Origin of the sequence: Lottiidibacillus patelloidae, assembly GCF_002262935.1 — a bacterium.
Taxonomy (GTDB): Bacteria; Bacillota; Bacilli; order Bacillales; family SA5d-4; genus Lottiidibacillus; species Lottiidibacillus patelloidae.
On sequence record NZ_NPIA01000002.1, the window covers coordinates 81,378 to 99,309 of the forward strand.

Genomic DNA, 17,932 nt, shown 5'->3' on the forward strand with positions numbered 1-17,932 from the left:
CTCCTCTGAATTGACTAAATGAAGAAAATTAAAATTCAGCTAATTCGCGAATTGCATTCTCAACTTTTTCCGGATTGATCATGAAGAATTTCTCCATCGTTGGAGCATAAGGCATTGCCGGAACATCAGGACCTGCTAAACGCTTAATCGGCGCGTCAAGGTCAAATAGACAGTTTTCACCGATAATCGCAGAAACTTCTCCGATAATACTTCCTTCTAAGTTATCTTCTGTTACTAATAAGACTTTCCCTGTCTTTTTAGCTGCTTCAATAATTGCCTCTTTATCTAACGGATAAATTGTACGTAAATCTAAAATGTGTGTTGAAATACCTTCTTTTTCAAGCTTTTCCGCAGCTTGTAGAGCAAAGTGAACTGCAAGACCGTATGTAATTACAGTTACATCTTCACCTTCACGTTTTACATCAGCTTTCCCAATTGGTAACACATAATCATCCGTTGACACTTCACCTTTAATTAGACGATAAGCTCTTTTATGCTCAAAGAATAAAACTGGATCTTCGTCACGAATTGCAGCTTTTAATAATCCTTTTGCTTCATATGGCGTTGAAGGCATAACAATTTTTAATCCTGGTTGGTTAGCAAAAACTGCTTCAACTGATTGTGAGTGATATAATGCACCGTGGACACCACCACCATAAGGTGCACGGATTGTAATCGGACAAGTCCAATCATTATTTGAACGGTAACGGATACGTGCTGCTTCAGAAATAATTTGGTTAACTGCTGGCATGATAAAATCAGCAAATTGCATTTCAGCAATTGGACGCATGCCGTACATTGCAGCTCCAATACCAACACCAGCAATTGCTGACTCAGCTAAAGGAGCATCAATTACACGTTCTTCACCAAATTGTGCATAAAGACCGTCTGTAGCACGGAAAACTCCACCACGTTTACCAACGTCTTCTCCTACTACAAATACTTTTTCATCGCGTTCCATTTCTTCTTTCATAGCTAATGTTATCGCTTCGATATAAGACATTACTGGCATTTCGTTTTCCCCCTATTCTGCATAAACGTGCTTCATTGCACTTTCAGCTTCTGCGTATGGTGCATTTTCTGCATAGTCAGTAGCTTCATCAACTTCCTTTGCAATGCGTTCATTAATTTCATTTTCTTTTTCTTCAGTTAATACTCCAACTTCTCGTAAGTAAGTAGCAAATGTAAAGATAGAATCTTTCGCTTTTGCTTCAGCAACTTCTTCTTTAGAACGATATACACTGTCGTCATCATCACTTGAGTGAGGCGTTAAACGATACGATACAGTCTCAATTAAAGTTGGACCTTCGCCATTACGTCCACGTTCAGCAGCTGCTTTAACTGCTTCATAGACAGCAAGTGGGTCATTTCCATCAATAGAGAATCCAGGCATGCCATAACCAATTGCACGGTCAGCTACACTCTTACAAGCTAGTTGTTTTTCGACTGGAATTGAGATTGCATATTTATTATTTTCACACATGAAAATTACTGGTAATTTATGTACTCCAGCAAAGTTTGCACCCTCATGGAAGTCTCCTTGGTTAGAAGAACCTTCACCGAATGTAACAAATGTAACTAAGTCTTTCTTTTCCATTTTCCCACCAAGTGCAATTCCTACTGCATGTGGTACTTGTGTTGTAACTGGAGAAGATCCTGTTACAATGCGGTTTTTCTTTTGACCGAAGTGACCAGGCATTTGACGACCACCAGAGTTAGGGTCTTCTGCTTTTGCAAATCCTGAAAGCATTAAATCTTTAGCAGTCATTCCGAACGTTAATACAACGCCCATGTCGCGGTAATACGGTAATACATAATCTTTTTCACGATCTAATGCAAAGGCAGCTCCAACTTGGGCAGCTTCTTGACCTTGGCAAGAAATAACGAAAGGAATCTTACCTGCACGATTTAGTAACCACATGCGCTCGTCAATTTTTCTAGCCATTAACATTGTTTCATACATTTTTAACACTTGCTCATCAGATAAACCTAATGTTTTGTGACGATTTTCCGTCATAACATTACCTCCCTTTTCTACTTAAAAATACAATCTATATTATGAATGAATTGCCTTGCCATCAACAGCAAGAGCAGCTTCACCAATTGCTTCAGCTAACGTTGGGTGAGGGTGAATCGTATGCGCAATTTCCCAAGGAGTTGCGTCTAATACTCTCGCAAGCCCAGCTTCAGAGATCATGTCTGTGACATGTGGCCCAATCATGTGAACACCTAGTAAATCATCTGTTTCCTCATCAACAACTAATTTTACAAAACCGTCAGACTCACCATAAACGAGTGCTTTACCAATTGCACGGAAAGCAAATTTTCCAGTTTTCACTTTGAAACCTGCTTCTTTCGCTTCATGTTCACGATATCCAACACTTGCAATTTCAGGTGCACTATAAACACAAGCGGAAATCATTTTGTAATCAATTGGGTCTGGATTTTGGTCTGCCATATGCTCAACTGCCACCATTCCTTCGTGAGAAGCAACATGTGCTAATTGCATACCACCGATTACATCACCAATAGCGTATATATGCGAATCGCCTGTTTGGTAGAATTCATTTGTCTGAATAACACCACGTTCAACTTTAACACTTGTATTTTGTAAGCCAATGTCCTCAACATTCGCTTGACGGCCTACGGATACTAACATTTTGTCAGCAGTAAATGTTTTTTCTTCACCTTTATGCTCTGCGTTAATAGAAACGCCAGTATCTTTCTTAATTGTCTCTGGAAGAACTTTCGCACCAGTAACAACTTTAACGCCCTTTTTCTTTAATAAGCGCTGCATTTCTTTCGAAACATCGATGTCTTCAGTAGGTAAAATACGGTCAGCATATTCTAATACCGTCACTTCTAAACCAAAATCTACGAACATAGAAGCCCATTCAATTCCGATTACACCGCCACCAACGATGATAAATGAATTTGGAAGTTCTTCAATGTTTAACGCTTCGTCAGAAGTCAGAACTAGTTCGCCATCAATTTCTAATCCAGGTAGCGTACGAGGACGAGATCCTGTTGCGATTAGTACATTTTTAGGTACAAGCATTTCATTTTCTTCACCATTTGCGAATTCAACAGATATAGTACCTGGTGTAGGTGAAAAAATGCTTGGTCCTAAAATTCGACCATAACCTTCGAATACATCAATTTTCCCTTTTTTCATTAAGTGCTGTACACCTTTGTGCAGTTGGTCAACAATGCTGCGTTTACGTTCTTGCACTTTTAAGAAGTCTAAAACTACTTCTTTTGCCATTACACCGAATTCTTCTCCTCGTTTCGCTGTAGCAAATACTTCAGCACTTCTAAGTAGCGCCTTACTTGGAATACATCCTCGGTGTAAACAAGTCCCACCAAGTTCTCCTTTTTCAACTACAGCTACTTTAAGTCCTAATTGTGAGGCACGGATTGCAGCAACATATCCACCAGTACCCGCACCAAGTATGACTAGATCATATTCTTTAGCCATGATGACAACTCCTTCTAGTTAATTTACAGGAATTTCTTTACTTGAAAATGATTTTTCGTTTGGATAGACCTTTGCTTTTTCTTCTCCAGTTAGAACGCGAAGTCCTCCTTCAGCAAGTGCTTGAAGTTCGTTTTCTCCTGGTTGAACAATTACATCAGCTATCCAATCGACTCGATCTGAAATCGTCTTAACGAATTCTTTCCCGTATGCTAATCCACCTGTAATTATAATCGCATCAACATTTCCTTTTAGTACAGTTGCAGCCGAACCAATCTCTTTGGCAATTTGATAAGACATAGAATCATAAACGATTTTCGCTTTTTCATCGCCATCTTCTATCATCTTTTCTACCTTCACCGCATCATTTGTACCTAAATAAGCAACTAGTCCTGCGTTACCTACTAGCTTTTTCATTACTTCATCTCTGTAATACTCACCTGAGAAGCACATCGAAACTAAATCACCAATCGGAACAGTCCCTGCACGTTCAGGAGAAAATGGGCCTTCACCGTGTAAACCATTATTTACATCGACTACTCGGCCATTGTTATGAACACCTACTGTGATACCACCACCCATATGGGTAACAATAAAACGGCATTCGTGATAATTTTTATTTAACGATTTTGCAACACGTCTTGCTACAGCCTTTTGGTTTAATGCGTGAAAAATACTTTTTCTTTCAATTTCAGGCACTCCAGAAAACCTAGCAATTTGATCCATTTCATCAACAACTACAGGGTCGACAATGAAAGATGGAATATGAAGGCCTTGGGCAATTTCATAAGCTATTATTCCACCTAAGTTCGATGCATGTTCACCTGAATAACCATTTCGCAGGTCCGTTAGCATGTCATCATTTACTTCATAAGTTCCACCTTCAATTGGTCTCAAAAGACCACCACGACCTACTACAGCACTAAGTTTAGTAATGTTTATTCCTTCATGATCTAAAGCTTCCAATATTGTGTTTTTTCTAAACTCATATTGTTCAATAATTGAATTAAAAGCGTTAATTTCATTTGTATCATGTCTTAATGTTTTTTCGAAAACACACCGTTCATTATCAAAGACACCTATTTTTGTTGAAGTTGAACCTGGGTTTAAGACAAGTATGCGATATTCTTTAGGATGCAAGATTCAAACCTCCAAACGTTTATTTTTTTAGCGGCGGTGACCTAAAATGTGACGACCGTTTTGTAAGAATGTGCTACGAGATTTACGCATTGTTTCAATGCGCTCTTCAGCCATACGGTCAGCAGCCACATATGTAGGGATACCATCGCGTTTTGAAATTTCAATTACTTTTGCTACATTATCATAAATTAGTTCTACTTTTTTCATTGCACGTTCTGCATTGTAACCATAAAGCTCGTCAGCAACGTTAATTACTCCACCAGCATTGATTACATAATCCGGCGCGTATACGATACCCATTTCATGAATTAAATCACCATGTTTTGTATCTTTTAATTGGTTATTTGCTGCACCAGCAATTACTTTTGCTTTTAATTGTGGAATAGTATCGTCGTTAACTGTTGCACCAAGGGCACATGGTGCATAGATGTCACAATCAACACTATAAATATCATTAATATCAACAGCTTTAGCACCGAACTCTTCTACAGCACGATTTACTGCTTCTTTATTAATATCTGTAACGATAAGCTTTGCTCCTTCTTCATGTAAATGGCGGCAAAGGTTATACGCAACATTACCTACTCCTTGAACAGCAATTACTTTTCCTTCTAGTGAATCTGTACCAAATGCTTCTTTTGCTGCCGCTTTCATTCCACGATAAACGCCAAAAGCAGTTACAGGAGAAGGGTTTCCAGATGAACCAAATGCAGGTGATACACCTGTTACATATTGTGTTTCTTCATGAATTAAATCCATATCAGCTACAGTTGTACCTACGTCCTCAGCAGTAATATAACGACCATTTAACCCTTGAATATAACGTCCAAATGCACGGAATAAAGCCTCATTTTTATCTTTACGTGGATCACCAATAATTACAGTTTTCCCTCCACCTAAGTTTAAACCAGCAGCTGCATTTTTATATGTCATACCTTTTGCTAAACGAAGTGCATCTTCAAATGCTGCAGCTTCAGACTCATACGTCCACATTCTCGTACCACCTAAAGCTGGTCCTAGCGTTGTATCATGAATTGCAATAATTGCTTTTAGACCAGATTCCTTATCTTGACAAACTACAACTTGCTCATAATCATAAGTCTCCATGTATTTAAATAATTCCATTTTAAAAATCCTCCCTATAATCCTTTATATTTAATTTGCAGAACATACTGCTAAAATTAACGAATTTAACTTACTTTCTGCTGAATCTGAACGTGATGTTAATACAATTGGGGCTTTAGCTCCAGCAATTACAGCACCTACTTTTGCATTTGCAAAATATATAAGTGATTTGTATAACACATTACCAACTTCAATTGTAGGTACTAACAAAATATCAGCTTTTCCTGCTACGTCACTAGTAATGCCTTTATGCTTTGCAGCTTCTAAGGAAACCGCATTATCAAGTGCAAGTGGACCATCGACGATACAATCTTTCAATTGCCCTCTTTGGTTCATTTGTGTAAGCGCAGCAGCATCTAAAGTAGCTTGCATATCTGGATTAACAACTTCAACAGCAGCTATTGGAGCAACTTTTGGCGTTTCAATCCCGATTGCTCTCGCAATTTGCACTGCATTTTTTGTAATTTGAACTTTCTGCTTCAAATCAGGGGCTATATTCATAGCTGCATCCGTAACAATTGTAAAGCGGTCATACCCTTCAACCTCAAAAACAGCTACGTGTGAAAGTACATTACCAGTTCTCAATCCGTACTCTTTATTAAGCACAGCTTTTAATAACGTGGCAGTCGGGACCATCCCTTTCATTAAAACATCAGCTTCTCCAGAACTAACAGCCTTTACAGCTTCTGTAGCGGCTTCATTGGCACCTGATGTGTGGGTGATTGTGACTTTCTCATTTTCAGTTATCGAATGTTCAGATAAGAGAGCCTTAATTTTCGTTTCATCTCCATAAAGGATGAACGATGCCAGATCAAGTTTTAATGCAGAAGCTATAGCTTCAATCACTTCTTGATCTTCAGCGGCAGCAACAGCAATTTTTTTCTGAACTTTAGATTTTGCTGCTATTAAATTCTGTAGTTTCATCTCTTCAGTCCTTTCGTCCCCAATATTATATATGCAAGAATCGTGCCAAGTTTAAAATGGCAAGTTTTAAAGGTTTTGCATTTTAAAGTGATGCAAAATATTGCGTTGTATGCAATTTATTGCAGGTCACTTTTTTCAATGTTATATTTTTCAAGTTTATAATATAAATTTCGAATGGATAATCCTAATGCTTTAGCAGTAGCGGTTTTGTTACCTTCATGTTTTATCAAAGCTTCTTCAAGGATATTTCTTTCAAATTTTTCAACTAAACTCGAGAGGCTTTTTCCTTCGACAAATTTTATCTCTTTAGTATTCTCATTTTTACCAACTTCATTTAATAAAAAAGATTCAATATGACCAATATCAATAACATTTTCATTGAAAGGCATAAAGATAACTGCTCTACCAAGGACATTTTCAAGCTCACGAACGTTACCAGGCCAATGATACCTTTGTAAATGCAGAAGCGCTGCATCCGATACTCTTTCAACATTTCGGCCGTAATCTTGGTTTATTTTTGTAATGAGATGCTTACATAAATCAGGAATGTCAGAAATTCGCTTTCGTAAAGGGGGAATTTGAATCGGCATTCGATTTAGTCGATAATATAAATCTTCTCTAAATTCTTTGTCAGCAATTTTTTTCTCTAAATTAACATTCGTTGCAGCGATAACCCGAACATCAATTTGGATTGGTTTAACACCACCAACTCGAACGATTTCCCCTTCCTGTAATACTCTTAATAGCTTTGCTTGAGTGTTTACAGATAATTCACCGATTTCATCAAGGAAAATACTACCACCATCGGATTCTTCAAATAAACCCCGTTTACCTCCTCTTTTCGCTCCAGAAAATGCGCCTTCTTCATAACCAAATAATTCACTTTCTAATAACGATTCAGATATTGCTGCACAATTTACACGGTAAAACTTTTTATATTTTCGATTACTAGCATTATGTATTGCATGAGCAAATAGCTCTTTCCCAGTTCCAGATTCTCCTCGCAGTAAAACTGTTGCTGGAGTTTGCGCGCCCAATTGTGCTTGTTTCAGCGAAACATTAAATTCTTCTGATTTTCCTATTATGTCGTCAAAAGTATATTTAGCTTCGAGTGTACGAATAATTTGCCTTGCTCGTTGAAGTTCATTTGTAAGTTGATGAATTTCTGATACATCATGAATTACTCCAACACTACCTTTAACTTTTTCATCAACGACAATTGGCGCTACATTTACAAGGACATCTTTGTGACTAGGACCTACTTTCATTCTTGCACCACGAACAGCGGTTTTCGTTTTTAACACTTGCATATGCATACTTTTTCCTTCTGCTATATCCGCTGTTGCCGGCTTACCAATTACATCATCTTCAGACAATCCCGTTAATCTCGTGTAGGCCGGATTAATCATAATCCCTTTACCATCTTCATCAACGACTGAGATTGCCTCTTCTGAAGATTTAATAATTGCCTGAAGGAGCGTTTGTACTTCTTTTAAGTTTGTTAATTCTTCAGCTAAATACTTGACTTCTGTAATATCTTTAAAAACGGAAAAAGCACCGATTCTTTCATTTAATTCACTTACCATTGGGATTCGTGTTGTAATCACTTTTTTCCCGTTTTCTAACACTTGCTCTTTATTTATTTCTGGTTTCCCTGTAAAAATAATACGGGGTAACTGACTTGATGGCATGTATAAATTAATATTTTTCCCAAGAACATCTTCACTTCTTAAACCAGTTAATTTTTCAGCCACTTTATTAAATAATGTGATATTTAAATCTTTATCAATTGCAATCATCGCATCGTGCGTAGAGTTTAATATTAAGTCCTGTTTATAAGATTGTTTTTTAAAACGCTGTATTAATTCTTCTTTTTCTTCAATTAAACTAAATATTATTGAAGCAACAGATCCAGGTATCAATACTGTTTTTTTACTACGATTTTGCAATAATACTTGGAATACAGCATCATCACCTGTAGCTTCAAAAATCGCATCGATTTCATCAGATAAAAAGTCTGACCAATGCTCCCCAGTTTGAATTCCGTATTGTTTAGCAAGCTGCATTCCAGGAGCTAATGGGTCTTTATCGATAATCGCAACTACTTCCATTATCTTTGTTGATTTAAAAATACGAAGCAATGCTTGTCCGCCTTTTCCTGCACCAACTATAATAACTTTTTTCATTTTTATCTCCCACCTGCAAAGTTTTGCACACTACTATCATACTAAAGTTTTGTAATGTTGCCAAATAGACAATAGTCACTATTTTCGCTAAAATGAAAATGTAAAGTTGAAAGGACCGATGTATATGCAACGAGTAATTGCTTTATTAATAATTGTCATCCCTGGCGTTATGGCCGGCTATGGAATAAAGTTAATGCGTGACACGCTATTTGGTGTTTTAGCACCACTGTTTCCAGTTCTTTGGATTCAATTTGTCGTAGGATTTATTATGTTTGTAATAGGCTTAAGCTTTGTCGCCGGATTTATTTTTCATAGAGACCGCAAAAGAAACAATGTTCAAAAACGCTTTCAAAAGAATGGAGGAGAGAAATAATGAACCCATTGCAAATTTCTGCAGATACAGCTATTGAATTAGCGAAGAAATTAAATGTACCCCTTGAACAACTAATGCATATGCCAAAACATATTTTAATGCAAAAGTTAATGGAAGCCGAACAAGGAAGCATGGAGAAAAAGGAAGATAAATAATGATGTGAGATTTAAACCATCAAGAAACCGCCAATAGGTGGTTTTTTTATTGTTCTAAATCTACCTCCCTCCTCATAACTTAGTACAAATGATTGGACAAGCTTTAGAGGGGGTTATTTTATGGTAAGGAATACGTTAAAGAAAGATGATGAAATGATCATTCATGCTCCAAAAATGGATTCTTCTATGGAAGAAGCACAAACAAAATTTTATGAGTTGATAAATAATTGTTTTTTATTCGCCGGTGTCAGTTGTTCAATAATAGTGGTACTTACCTTTTTATTTAAATAAATATATACATAAAAAAACTGTTGGCAGATGCCAACAGTTTTTTTGATTGAGCTGTTTTTAATTAAAATTCAATTCCAAATGCACCTAAGATTGCAGATAATAATCCAGTTGCATTTAAAATGATGATTGCGATTGATACAGGAGCTACGTAACGTAATAAGAAGATCCATAATGAAGCAAGGAATCCTTCTTTCATGTCTGATTCTGCAAGAGCATCTGCTTTCTTCCATCCCCAACCTACGAATAGTGCGATTACTAAACCACCGATAGGAAGTAAGATATCAGATAGCATTGCTAGACCATCTAATACAGGTAAACCAAATAAGAAGCTCTTACCACTTAACGGTCCACCTTGGCTTAACGCTGAAGGAACACCAATTAAGTAAATAACTACACCTAAAATAATTGTTGCCTTTTTACGAGACCACTCATACTTTCTCATGAAGAATGCTACTGCTACTTCTAATAATGAGATTGCAGAAGATAATGCAGCTGCTGCAACTAATAGGAAGAATAATAGTCCAACAACAATACCAAATCCACCAATTTTAGCGAAGATTTCAGGTAATACGATGAAAATTAATCCCGGTCCAGCATCTGGAGCTAATCCGAATGCGAAGATTGCTGGGAAAATCATAATACCAGCTACGATTGCAAAACCAGTATCTAAAGATGCAACACTAACCGTTGCACTTGGTAATTTTTCTTTCTTAGAAAGGTAACTACCGTAAGTGATTAAAGCACCCATACCTAATGAAAGTGAGAAGAATGCTTGACCTAGTGCTGCCAAGTATACTTTTGGATCAGCAAATGCAGACCAGTCTGGACTAAAGATAAAGCTTAAACCTTCTTTAGCTCCACCTAAAGTTAAGCTGTATACAGCTAATAAAACAATTAAAACACCTAATGCAGGCATTAAGATTAAGTTTGCTTTTTCTATACCTTTTTTAATTCCAACTACTACAACACCGACAGTCATTACCATGAATAATAAGTGCCAGAATAAAGGCCAGTATGTTCCACTGATGAATTCTCCGAAATATCCTCCGAATCCAGATTCAGGAGTAGACCATAAACCACCAGTAATGTATGACCAAACATACTTTAATACCCAACCAGCGATAACAGAATAGAATGATAAAATGATAAATGCTGCAATTACTCCTAAAAACCCACCAATTTCCCATGGTTTATTTGGAGCTAACTTTTGGAATGAGCCAACTGCATCACTTTGTGCACGACGTCCAATTGTGAACTCGGCTAAGATAATCGGAACACCAATTAAGAATACACACGCTAAGTAAATTAAAATAAATGCTGCTCCACCGTTTTCACCTGTAACATAAGCAAATTTCCAGATGTTTCCTAACCCTACAGCAGAACCCATTGCTGCAAGGATAAATCCTAGACGTGAATTCCATTGCTCACGACTTTGTGTTGATTTGTCCATGTTATTTCCCCCTTAAACTTTTAGTACCTGGTATTAATTAATAATTACACTAACACTATATCACATATTTATAGAAAATAGGACAACTTTTTAGAAAATTTTAAATCTTTTGCCTATTTGTAAAAAATTGGATTTTTATTAGTGTTCTTGGTACTCTATAAAATGGACAACCATGAAAATTACAGGAGGTTTTTAAAAATATGAGTCAATTGAATTTTAATAAAATATCTGAAGTTAGAGAGAAACTTTTGCATCATCCTATTTATAAGGAAATGAACGACTCTAATAAAATAAAAACGCTCATGAGTCATCACGTATTTGCTGTTTGGGATTTTATGAGCTTACTAAAACGATTACAACAAGACTTAACTTGTGTAACAGTCCCTTGGACCCCTGCAAAAAATGCTCAATATGGAAGGTTCATTAATGAGATTGTGATTGAAGAAGAAACAGATAGTGATGGTGAAGGCGGCTATATAAGTCATTTTGAATTGTACTTAAAAGCGATGGATGAAGTTAATGCTGATACTACTCCTATTACTACCTTTATTACGCGCATTAAAGCTGGTGAGCAAGTTAGCGACGCATTAAATAACCTAAGTTTGCCAGCTTCTGTGAAGAACTTTGTGAATTTCAGTATATCGATTGCGATGAACGGGAAACCCCACGAAGTTGCAGCTGCATTCTTTTTTGGTCGTGAGGACTTAATTCCTGATATGTTCCAATTATTGTTAGACGAATTAAAATCACGCGGTGAAAATGCAAAGTGGATGCAATATTACTTAAGTCATCATATCGAATTAGATGGGGATGATCACGGCCCATTAGCAGAGAAGTTACTTTATTCATTATGTGAAGATGACCCTGAAAAATTAAAAGAAGCAGAAGAAATAGCAATAGGCGCACTCCAATCTCGCATTGAATTATGGGATGGGGTAATTGAACAATTAAATAATAATTAGATGAAGCAAAAAAAGGCTAAAGATACAACCTATCTTTGGCCTTTTCTTTAACGTTTATATCCTTGCGAAACTATATTATTCTATATCGTTTTATTTTATTTAATTTTGCCAATAATAACTAGTGGAGGTGAATTAAATTGATAGAAAGCTATAGATCTTCATATAGGGACGCAATTATTTTATCTAGTTTATTTATAACTCTCGGTGGTTGTATTGTATTTTCCTTATATTTAGCAAACATTACACTAGTAGCAATAATACTTCTCCTTTTTATTACTTATCAATGTGTAAATTTTTTTAAGACAACTTATGATTACAACAATAGTCTCGAAGAAAAGAAAGATTTGTTTATTGTTTCAGACGTCTTAAATACTATGCAAAAACATTGGTTCTTAATAAAGATGGAAGAAGAGTTAATGAAGACGAAAAAACCAATTTTTTGGGACCAGGAAAATGCATCAAAAGTGTATGTTTACTTTAGAGATAAAATAAATAATAACGAATCATTAACTGAAGATGAACAGTATGTTTTAAATCTTTTTTTAATTGATTATTTAGATCTTGATCAAATCGCAAGAAATTGGATTATAATCCCAGATTAAGAAAAAGCCACTGAACAAGATATACTCTGTTCAATGGCTTTTATTTTTCTTTTAAAATTTTTAATTCTTACTTTCTTATGAAGCCCGATGTTCAAGGCGAAGTTTATCGGCAACCATTGCGATGAATTCACTGTTTGTTGGTTTCGCTTTAGACATACTTACAGTGTAGCCAAAGAGACTTGAAATAGAATCTATATTTCCTCGTGACCAAGCAACTTCAATTGCATGACGAATTGCTCTTTCGACACGGGAAGCTGTCGTGTTAAATTTCTTAGCTATATCAGGATATAACACTTTTGTGATCGAACCAAGTAACTCAATATCATTGTATACCATTGAAATTGCTTCACGTAAATACATATAACCTTTAATGTGAGCAGGTACCCCAATTTCATGGATAATTGAAGTGATATTTGCACTTAAATCCATCTTTTTTGGTTTTGCTTGATATTGCATTCCATTACCGTTTGACTTTAACATGGATGGCGCACCACCAGCAACTTGACGAATTTGGCTAGCTAAACTTTCCATATCAAATGGCTTTAATACAAAGTAAGAAGCACCTAGATCAACTGCTTTTTTTGTTACATCTTCTTGACCAAAAGCTGTAAGCATAATTACGTTTGGCTGTTTTCTATCCTGTTTTCTTACATGTTCAAGTACTGCCAGTCCATCTAAATGAGGCATAATTATATCTAATAATAAAACATCTGGCTCGTAGTCATCTAATAATGATAAACATTCTTTCCCATTATGCGCGACACCTAAAATTTCAATATCATCTTGACTAGATAAATATTCCTCGAGTAAATGTACCAATTCCCGATTATCATCAGCTAAACATACTTTGATTTTATTCACCATAAATCCCCCTAAAATATTTTCTTTATAGATAATTTCGACAACATCATTTCAATTCCTTTTAATTTTTAAAATAAATCCTTAAAAAAATAACATTTTCTTTAATTTACTAATGGATACTCTTAAATTCGACCACATTCCTCTTTTTTCAATCCTGTTTGTCGAATAATCTTTGTTACTTTTATTGTATTACGGATAAGGCGTTTACACAACAAATAAAAAAACGAAAAATGAGCGTTAACTCACTTTTCGTTTTTTGTCATTTTCTTTTTCATAGATGTTAATTCCTGCTTCATGTAACATCCATTCAATATGACAACCATACCCTGATGTTGGATCATTTACAAATACATGTGTCACAGCTCCAATAATCTTCCCATTTTGGATAATTGGGCTCCCGCTCATCCCTTGCACAATTCCACCAGTCTTATCTAATAGTTCTTTATCAGTAATTTTTATTATCATTCCTTTAGTTGCAGGGAATTTTTGAGGTGTCGATGTAATCACTTCGATGTCGTACTCTTGTACTTTATCACCTTTAACAACCGTTAAAATTTTAGCTGGACCTTGTTCCACTTCATGCGAGAGTGCAATCGGTAATGGCTCATCCATAATTTTATTTTCAATATGGTCTTGTAATTCTCCATAAATTCCAAAAGGACTATTTTTCGTTATTGTTCCAAGTTGGTCACGATCGCTAAAGAAACGTGCAATTTTTTCACCTGGATTTCCATTACTCCCTTTATCAATGGAAGTAACTTCAGAACGGACAATTTGTCCATCATGGACAACGATTGGTTTTTTCGTATCCATATCTGATATTACATGTCCTAATGCGCCATATTTCTTCGATTCCGGGTGGTAAAAAGTTAATGTACCAATTCCAGCTGCCGAATCTCTAATATATAACCCAAGGCGATAGGATTGATCGTTCTTGTCTTTTAACGGTAATAACTCTGTTGTAAACTTATCATTGTCTCTTAAAACTTTAATTTGAAGAGGTTTTTCACGAATTCCTGCTTCTTGGACGTAATCAGATAAATCTTTCATTTCCTCAATTTTGTCACCATTAATTTCAATGATGATATCTCCAACTTTAATATTGGCAAGTTCTCCAGGAGATTTTTTCCCTTTTTCTGTATCAACTAAATGATGTCCGACTACTAAGACTCCAACCGAATTTAGCTTTACCCCAATGGATTGGCCACCTGGAATTACTTTCATATCGGGCAGAACTTTTACGCCAACTTTTTTCACTGGAAAATCTGCGATTTCAAGTAGCATGTTTGAGTCGCCTGTTTCGTTACCCTGTACTATAAAATCATTTGCATTTCTTGATAATGTCATGATTTCCTCATTGGTATTCGAATCGCTGTTCGCAAAGACTGGTAATGATGTTTGAAACCCTGTGTTTTGTCCCTGTAAGAGTATTAACTGAGTAGGTAACGCCAAATATTCATGAACCGGTTTAGCAAAGCCTAAGCCAATTAAGAATACAAGGAGGAATGCACCTATGCTTCTTCTCACAATTTCCATGTTCAAACTATTCACTCTCCTCGCTTCCAACCCACACGCTTGCTTTTAATGGCTTGTAATAATAATTTCTCCTTACTGGTCTGTATTTATAACCGATATTAAGGAAAAAAGCTATCCTTAATTGGATAGCTTTTCATGAACTGGCTTTTAATTTATTTGCCAATTGTAATAATTCACGCGCATGTTCTTTCGTAAGTTGGGTTACTTCTACTCCAGATATCATACGACCGATTTCTTTAATTTTTTCTTCTTCATTTAACGATGTGATTTTTGTATATGTTCTATCTTCTTTTTCATGTTTCGAAATATAAAGATGTGTATCTGACATTGCTGCTACTTGCGGAAGATGTGTTATACACAATACTTGTGACCCACTCGATAATTTACTTATCTTTTCGGCAATTGCTTGAGCTACTCTTCCGCTTACTCCAGTATCAACTTCATCAAATATAATTGAAGTAAGTCCTTGATGTTGAGAGAATATTGTTTTTAACGCTAACATTATTCTTGAAATCTCCCCACCAGAAGCTACTTTCGCCAATGGTTTTACAGGTTCACCAGGGTTTGTTGAAATTAAAAACTCAATCTTATCAATTCCATTTTTCGCAAAGTGAACGGATTCAACCGTTTGCGACTCATTATTGTCGAATGCTATTTCTATTATAGCTTTGTCCATATGAAGATCTTTTAGTTCTTTCATTATTGCATTTTTAAGCTGGTCAGCAACTTGCTGCCTTAGTTTTGATAATTTCTTACCACTTGCAAAAAGTTTATTTGTTACTGTAGATAATTCTTTTTGCAATTGAATTAAATGTTCTTCATGATTTGTTAATGTATCTAATTCTTCTTTTATCGAGTCACAATATTGAAGAATTTCTTGAACATCTTTTCCATACTTTCTTTTTAAGACATAAATCTCATTTAAACGTGCTTCTATTTCATTTAAACGACTTTCATCGTATTCTAATGTGTCATAATAGTCACGTATTGAATATGTTGTTTCTTGAATTTGATAAAAAGCACTTGAAACAATTTCCGAAAAATCTTTTAGCTTTTCATCCATTTGAGATACATCCTCTAAATGTCTCATTGCAATTCCAATCGCATCTAAACCTTGACCATCAGATGTAAGCGCATCGTAACTAACTTGCAATGCTGTATGAAGCTTTTCAAAGTTAAGAAGCTTTTGCTTTTCTTCCATTAATTGTTCATCTTCATTCGGCATTAAGTTAGCTTTTTCAATTTCATTAATTTGAAATTGCAATAAATCGACTCTTTGTGCCATTTGTTGGTCATCATGAGTAAGTTGCTTAAGTTTTTCATTTATATTTTTGTAATCCGAATAAATATGACGATATGAGCTTAATTCTGTTGAGACATTATTTGAACCATATTGGTCAAGTAATAAGATGTGATTTTCATCATTCATTAACATTTGATTTTCATGTTGTCCGTGCACATCAATTAGCATTGAACCAACTTGCTTTAATGCTGATATTGTAACCATTTTCCCGTTTACACGGCATACACTTTTTCCATTTGCTGAAATATCTCTACGTAAAATAACCATGTCATCTGTTATTTCAATGCCATATTCCTCAGCAACATCATGTATGTAATGGCCTTTATGAATGGTGAAAAGTCCTTCTAATTCCGCCCTCTCTTTGCCAAAGCGGACAAATTCAGAAGAGCCTCTACCACCTATTAATAAACCTATCGCATCAATAATAATTGATTTTCCTGCTCCAGTTTCACCTGTTAACACAGTAAGTCCACTTTCAAATGAAACTTGGAGAGAATCAATAATCGCAAAATTTTTAATGGATAATTCCGTTAACATTTATTAATCACACCTTGTAATTATTCTCTCTAAATGTACAATGAATTATTTTGACCTTGTAATAGTTACATTCCCTAATTTTAATTCTTTCACACATTAAGAAAAGCATTGTATGTAAATAATCTTATCTGATTTAGAATAGCTTGTACATTTTTTTCTTCCTAATGAAAAAGGACAACTAATTTAGTTATCCTTTTTCTTAAGTGATTGATGTGCTGTTTCCACAATCTCTTTCACTTCTATTTGCATTAAATTTTTACCAAGATCGGCATTTGAGGCTTGTAAATGGAGTAAGAACTCAATGTTTCCTTCACCACCAGTAATTGGTGAAAAACTTAAGTTCTTAACATCAAAGCCAATTTGCAATGCAAAAGCAATCATTTGCTCCAACACTTGCATGTGTACTTTTTTATCTCGTACAATTCCTTTTTTCCCTACTTCATCTTTTCCTGCTTCGAATTGTGGCTTAACTAATGCGATTACATCCCCATTGTCTTTAATCACTTTCTTCAAGACAGGTAAGATCAATCGAAGTGAAATGAAAGAAACATCAATTGTAGCAAACTCAGGTAGTCCTTTCGAAAAGGAATCTTCTTCAACATATCGAAAATTCGTGCGTTCCATGACGACTACTCGCTGATCATTCCTAAGTTTCCAAGCAAGCTGATTATACCCAACATCAATGGCGTACATTGTTTTCGCACCATTTTGCAAGGCACAATCTGTAAAACCTCCTGTAGATGAGCCGATGTCAACTCCAGTTTTTCCTTCAACCGAAAAATCAAAGGTTTGTAACGCTTTTTCTAGTTTAAATCCACCACGTCCAACATAAGGCATGACCAACCCTTTTATATGCAGTGGCGTATTTTCATCTATTTTTACACCTGGTTTGTCCATTCTTTCTTGGTCACTATAAACAATTCCCGCCATAATGGCGCGTTTCGCTTTTTCACGAGTCTCAATTAATCCACGTTCAACAAGCAACACATCGACTCTTTCTTTTTTACTCATA

General features: G+C 35.7%; 17 protein-coding genes. 5 read left to right on the forward strand and 12 right to left on the reverse strand.

Going from position 1 to position 17,932, the window contains the following annotated elements:
* Positions 1 to 28: 28 nt before the first annotated feature.
* From CIB95_RS04330 to CIB95_RS04360, 7 genes are all read right to left on the reverse strand, one after another.
* Positions 29 to 1,012 (reverse strand): alpha-ketoacid dehydrogenase subunit beta, encoded by a 984-nt coding sequence (locus CIB95_RS04330; RefSeq protein ID WP_094922404.1) that lies wholly within the window; start codon positions 1,010 to 1,012, stop codon positions 29 to 31.
* A 12-nt stretch (positions 1,013 to 1,024) separates the two neighbouring features.
* On the reverse strand, positions 1,025 to 2,017 hold the full coding sequence (locus tag CIB95_RS04335) for a thiamine pyrophosphate-dependent dehydrogenase E1 component subunit alpha (protein WP_094922407.1): 993 nt from the start codon (positions 2,015 to 2,017) through the stop codon (positions 1,025 to 1,027).
* 39 nt (positions 2,018 to 2,056) lie between these two features.
* Positions 2,057 to 3,478, reverse strand: a complete 1,422-nt coding sequence (gene lpdA, locus CIB95_RS04340) for a dihydrolipoyl dehydrogenase (RefSeq protein ID WP_094922410.1) — start codon at positions 3,476 to 3,478, stop codon at positions 2,057 to 2,059.
* An 18-nt stretch (positions 3,479 to 3,496) separates the two neighbouring features.
* On the reverse strand, positions 3,497 to 4,615 hold the full coding sequence (gene buk, locus CIB95_RS04345) for a butyrate kinase (RefSeq protein WP_094922413.1): 1,119 nt from the start codon (positions 4,613 to 4,615) through the stop codon (positions 3,497 to 3,499).
* A gap of 27 nt (positions 4,616 to 4,642) precedes the next feature.
* Positions 4,643 to 5,740 (reverse strand): branched-chain amino acid dehydrogenase, encoded by a 1,098-nt coding sequence (gene bcd / locus CIB95_RS04350; protein WP_094922416.1) that lies wholly within the window; start codon positions 5,738 to 5,740, stop codon positions 4,643 to 4,645.
* A 30-nt stretch (positions 5,741 to 5,770) separates the two neighbouring features.
* Positions 5,771 to 6,664 carry a phosphate butyryltransferase gene (gene yqiS, locus CIB95_RS04355; protein WP_094922419.1) on the reverse strand — a complete coding sequence of 298 codons (894 nt, stop codon included), beginning with the start codon at positions 6,662 to 6,664 and terminating at the stop codon, positions 5,771 to 5,773.
* A gap of 116 nt (positions 6,665 to 6,780) precedes the next feature.
* A complete protein-coding gene (locus CIB95_RS04360) occupies positions 6,781 to 8,850 on the reverse strand; it encodes a sigma 54-interacting transcriptional regulator (protein ID WP_094922422.1) in 2,070 nt (689 codons plus the stop codon).
* A gap of 124 nt (positions 8,851 to 8,974) precedes the next feature.
* Here CIB95_RS04360 and CIB95_RS04365 point away from each other — a divergent pair, with 124 nt between their 5' ends.
* The 3 genes from CIB95_RS04365 to CIB95_RS16175 all read left to right on the forward strand — a co-directional run bounded on the left by CIB95_RS04365 (position 8,975) and on the right by CIB95_RS16175 (position 9,669).
* Positions 8,975 to 9,223: a DUF2627 domain-containing protein gene (locus CIB95_RS04365; RefSeq protein ID WP_094922425.1), complete on the forward strand. Its 249-nt coding sequence runs from the start codon at positions 8,975 to 8,977 to the stop codon at positions 9,221 to 9,223.
* The gene (locus tag CIB95_RS04370) at positions 9,223 to 9,378 is read left to right on the forward strand and encodes a YycC family protein (protein ID WP_094922427.1); all 156 of its coding nucleotides are present in this window, start codon (positions 9,223 to 9,225) and stop codon (positions 9,376 to 9,378) included. The genes CIB95_RS04365 and CIB95_RS04370 overlap by 1 nt, the downstream gene beginning before the upstream one ends.
* Positions 9,379 to 9,498: 120 nt before the next feature.
* Positions 9,499 to 9,669 (forward strand): hypothetical protein, encoded by a 171-nt coding sequence (locus tag CIB95_RS16175; RefSeq protein WP_158217561.1) that lies wholly within the window; start codon positions 9,499 to 9,501, stop codon positions 9,667 to 9,669.
* Positions 9,670 to 9,730: 61 nt separating this feature from the next.
* Here CIB95_RS16175 and CIB95_RS04375 read toward each other — a convergent pair whose 3' ends face one another.
* Positions 9,731 to 11,119 (reverse strand): sodium-dependent transporter, encoded by a 1,389-nt coding sequence (locus CIB95_RS04375; protein WP_094922431.1) that lies wholly within the window; start codon positions 11,117 to 11,119, stop codon positions 9,731 to 9,733.
* A gap of 200 nt (positions 11,120 to 11,319) precedes the next feature.
* Here CIB95_RS04375 and CIB95_RS04380 point away from each other — a divergent pair, with 200 nt between their 5' ends.
* Positions 11,320 to 12,081, forward strand: coding sequence for a DUF3050 domain-containing protein (locus CIB95_RS04380; protein WP_094922433.1), 762 nt, complete (start codon positions 11,320 to 11,322; stop codon positions 12,079 to 12,081).
* A gap of 137 nt (positions 12,082 to 12,218) precedes the next feature.
* The gene (locus CIB95_RS04385; RefSeq protein WP_094922434.1) at positions 12,219 to 12,683 is read left to right on the forward strand and encodes a hypothetical protein; all 465 of its coding nucleotides are present in this window, start codon (positions 12,219 to 12,221) and stop codon (positions 12,681 to 12,683) included.
* Between the two features lie 75 nt (positions 12,684 to 12,758).
* On the opposite strand, the gene spo0A is transcribed toward CIB95_RS04385, so the two are convergent.
* The 4 genes from spo0A to CIB95_RS04405 all read right to left on the reverse strand — a co-directional run bounded on the left by spo0A (position 12,759) and on the right by CIB95_RS04405 (position 17,931).
* The gene (spo0A, locus tag CIB95_RS04390) at positions 12,759 to 13,544 is read right to left on the reverse strand and encodes a sporulation transcription factor Spo0A (RefSeq protein ID WP_094922435.1); all 786 of its coding nucleotides are present in this window, start codon (positions 13,542 to 13,544) and stop codon (positions 12,759 to 12,761) included.
* A 237-nt stretch (positions 13,545 to 13,781) separates the two neighbouring features.
* Positions 13,782 to 15,086 (reverse strand): SpoIVB peptidase, encoded by a 1,305-nt coding sequence (gene spoIVB / locus CIB95_RS04395; RefSeq protein WP_094922437.1) that lies wholly within the window; start codon positions 15,084 to 15,086, stop codon positions 13,782 to 13,784.
* A 127-nt stretch (positions 15,087 to 15,213) separates the two neighbouring features.
* Positions 15,214 to 16,920, reverse strand: a complete 1,707-nt coding sequence (recN, locus tag CIB95_RS04400; RefSeq protein ID WP_094922439.1) for a DNA repair protein RecN — start codon at positions 16,918 to 16,920, stop codon at positions 15,214 to 15,216.
* Positions 16,921 to 17,103: 183 nt separating this feature from the next.
* The gene (locus CIB95_RS04405; RefSeq protein ID WP_094922442.1) at positions 17,104 to 17,931 is read right to left on the reverse strand and encodes a TlyA family RNA methyltransferase; all 828 of its coding nucleotides are present in this window, start codon (positions 17,929 to 17,931) and stop codon (positions 17,104 to 17,106) included.
* Between the last annotated feature and the right edge of the window lies 1 nt (position 17,932).

Coding starts and splice junctions, on each gene's coding strand:
- CIB95_RS04330 (WP_094922404.1), bottom strand. CDS start 1,012: ATGCCAGTAATGTCTTATATCGAAGCGATAACATTAGCTATGAAAGAA.
- CIB95_RS04335 (WP_094922407.1), bottom strand. CDS start 2,017: ATGACGGAAAATCGTCACAAAACATTAGGTTTATCTGATGAGCAAGTG.
- lpdA (WP_094922410.1), bottom strand. CDS start 3,478: ATGGCTAAAGAATATGATCTAGTCATACTTGGTGCGGGTACTGGTGGA.
- bcd (WP_094922416.1), bottom strand. CDS start 5,740: ATGGAATTATTTAAATACATGGAGACTTATGATTATGAGCAAGTTGTA.
- yqiS (WP_094922419.1), bottom strand. CDS start 6,664: ATGAAACTACAGAATTTAATAGCAGCAAAATCTAAAGTTCAGAAAAAA.
- CIB95_RS04360 (WP_094922422.1), bottom strand. CDS start 8,850: ATGAAAAAAGTTATTATAGTTGGTGCAGGAAAAGGCGGACAAGCATTG.
- CIB95_RS04365 (WP_094922425.1), top strand. CDS start 8,975: ATGCAACGAGTAATTGCTTTATTAATAATTGTCATCCCTGGCGTTATG.
- CIB95_RS04370 (WP_094922427.1), top strand. CDS start 9,223: ATGAACCCATTGCAAATTTCTGCAGATACAGCTATTGAATTAGCGAAG.
- CIB95_RS16175 (WP_158217561.1), top strand. CDS start 9,499: ATGGTAAGGAATACGTTAAAGAAAGATGATGAAATGATCATTCATGCT.
- CIB95_RS04375 (WP_094922431.1), bottom strand. CDS start 11,119: ATGGACAAATCAACACAAAGTCGTGAGCAATGGAATTCACGTCTAGGA.
- CIB95_RS04380 (WP_094922433.1), top strand. CDS start 11,320: ATGAGTCAATTGAATTTTAATAAAATATCTGAAGTTAGAGAGAAACTT.
- recN (WP_094922439.1), bottom strand. CDS start 16,920: ATGTTAACGGAATTATCCATTAAAAATTTTGCGATTATTGATTCTCTC.
- CIB95_RS04405 (WP_094922442.1), bottom strand. CDS start 17,931: ATGAGTAAAAAAGAAAGAGTCGATGTGTTGCTTGTTGAACGTGGATTA.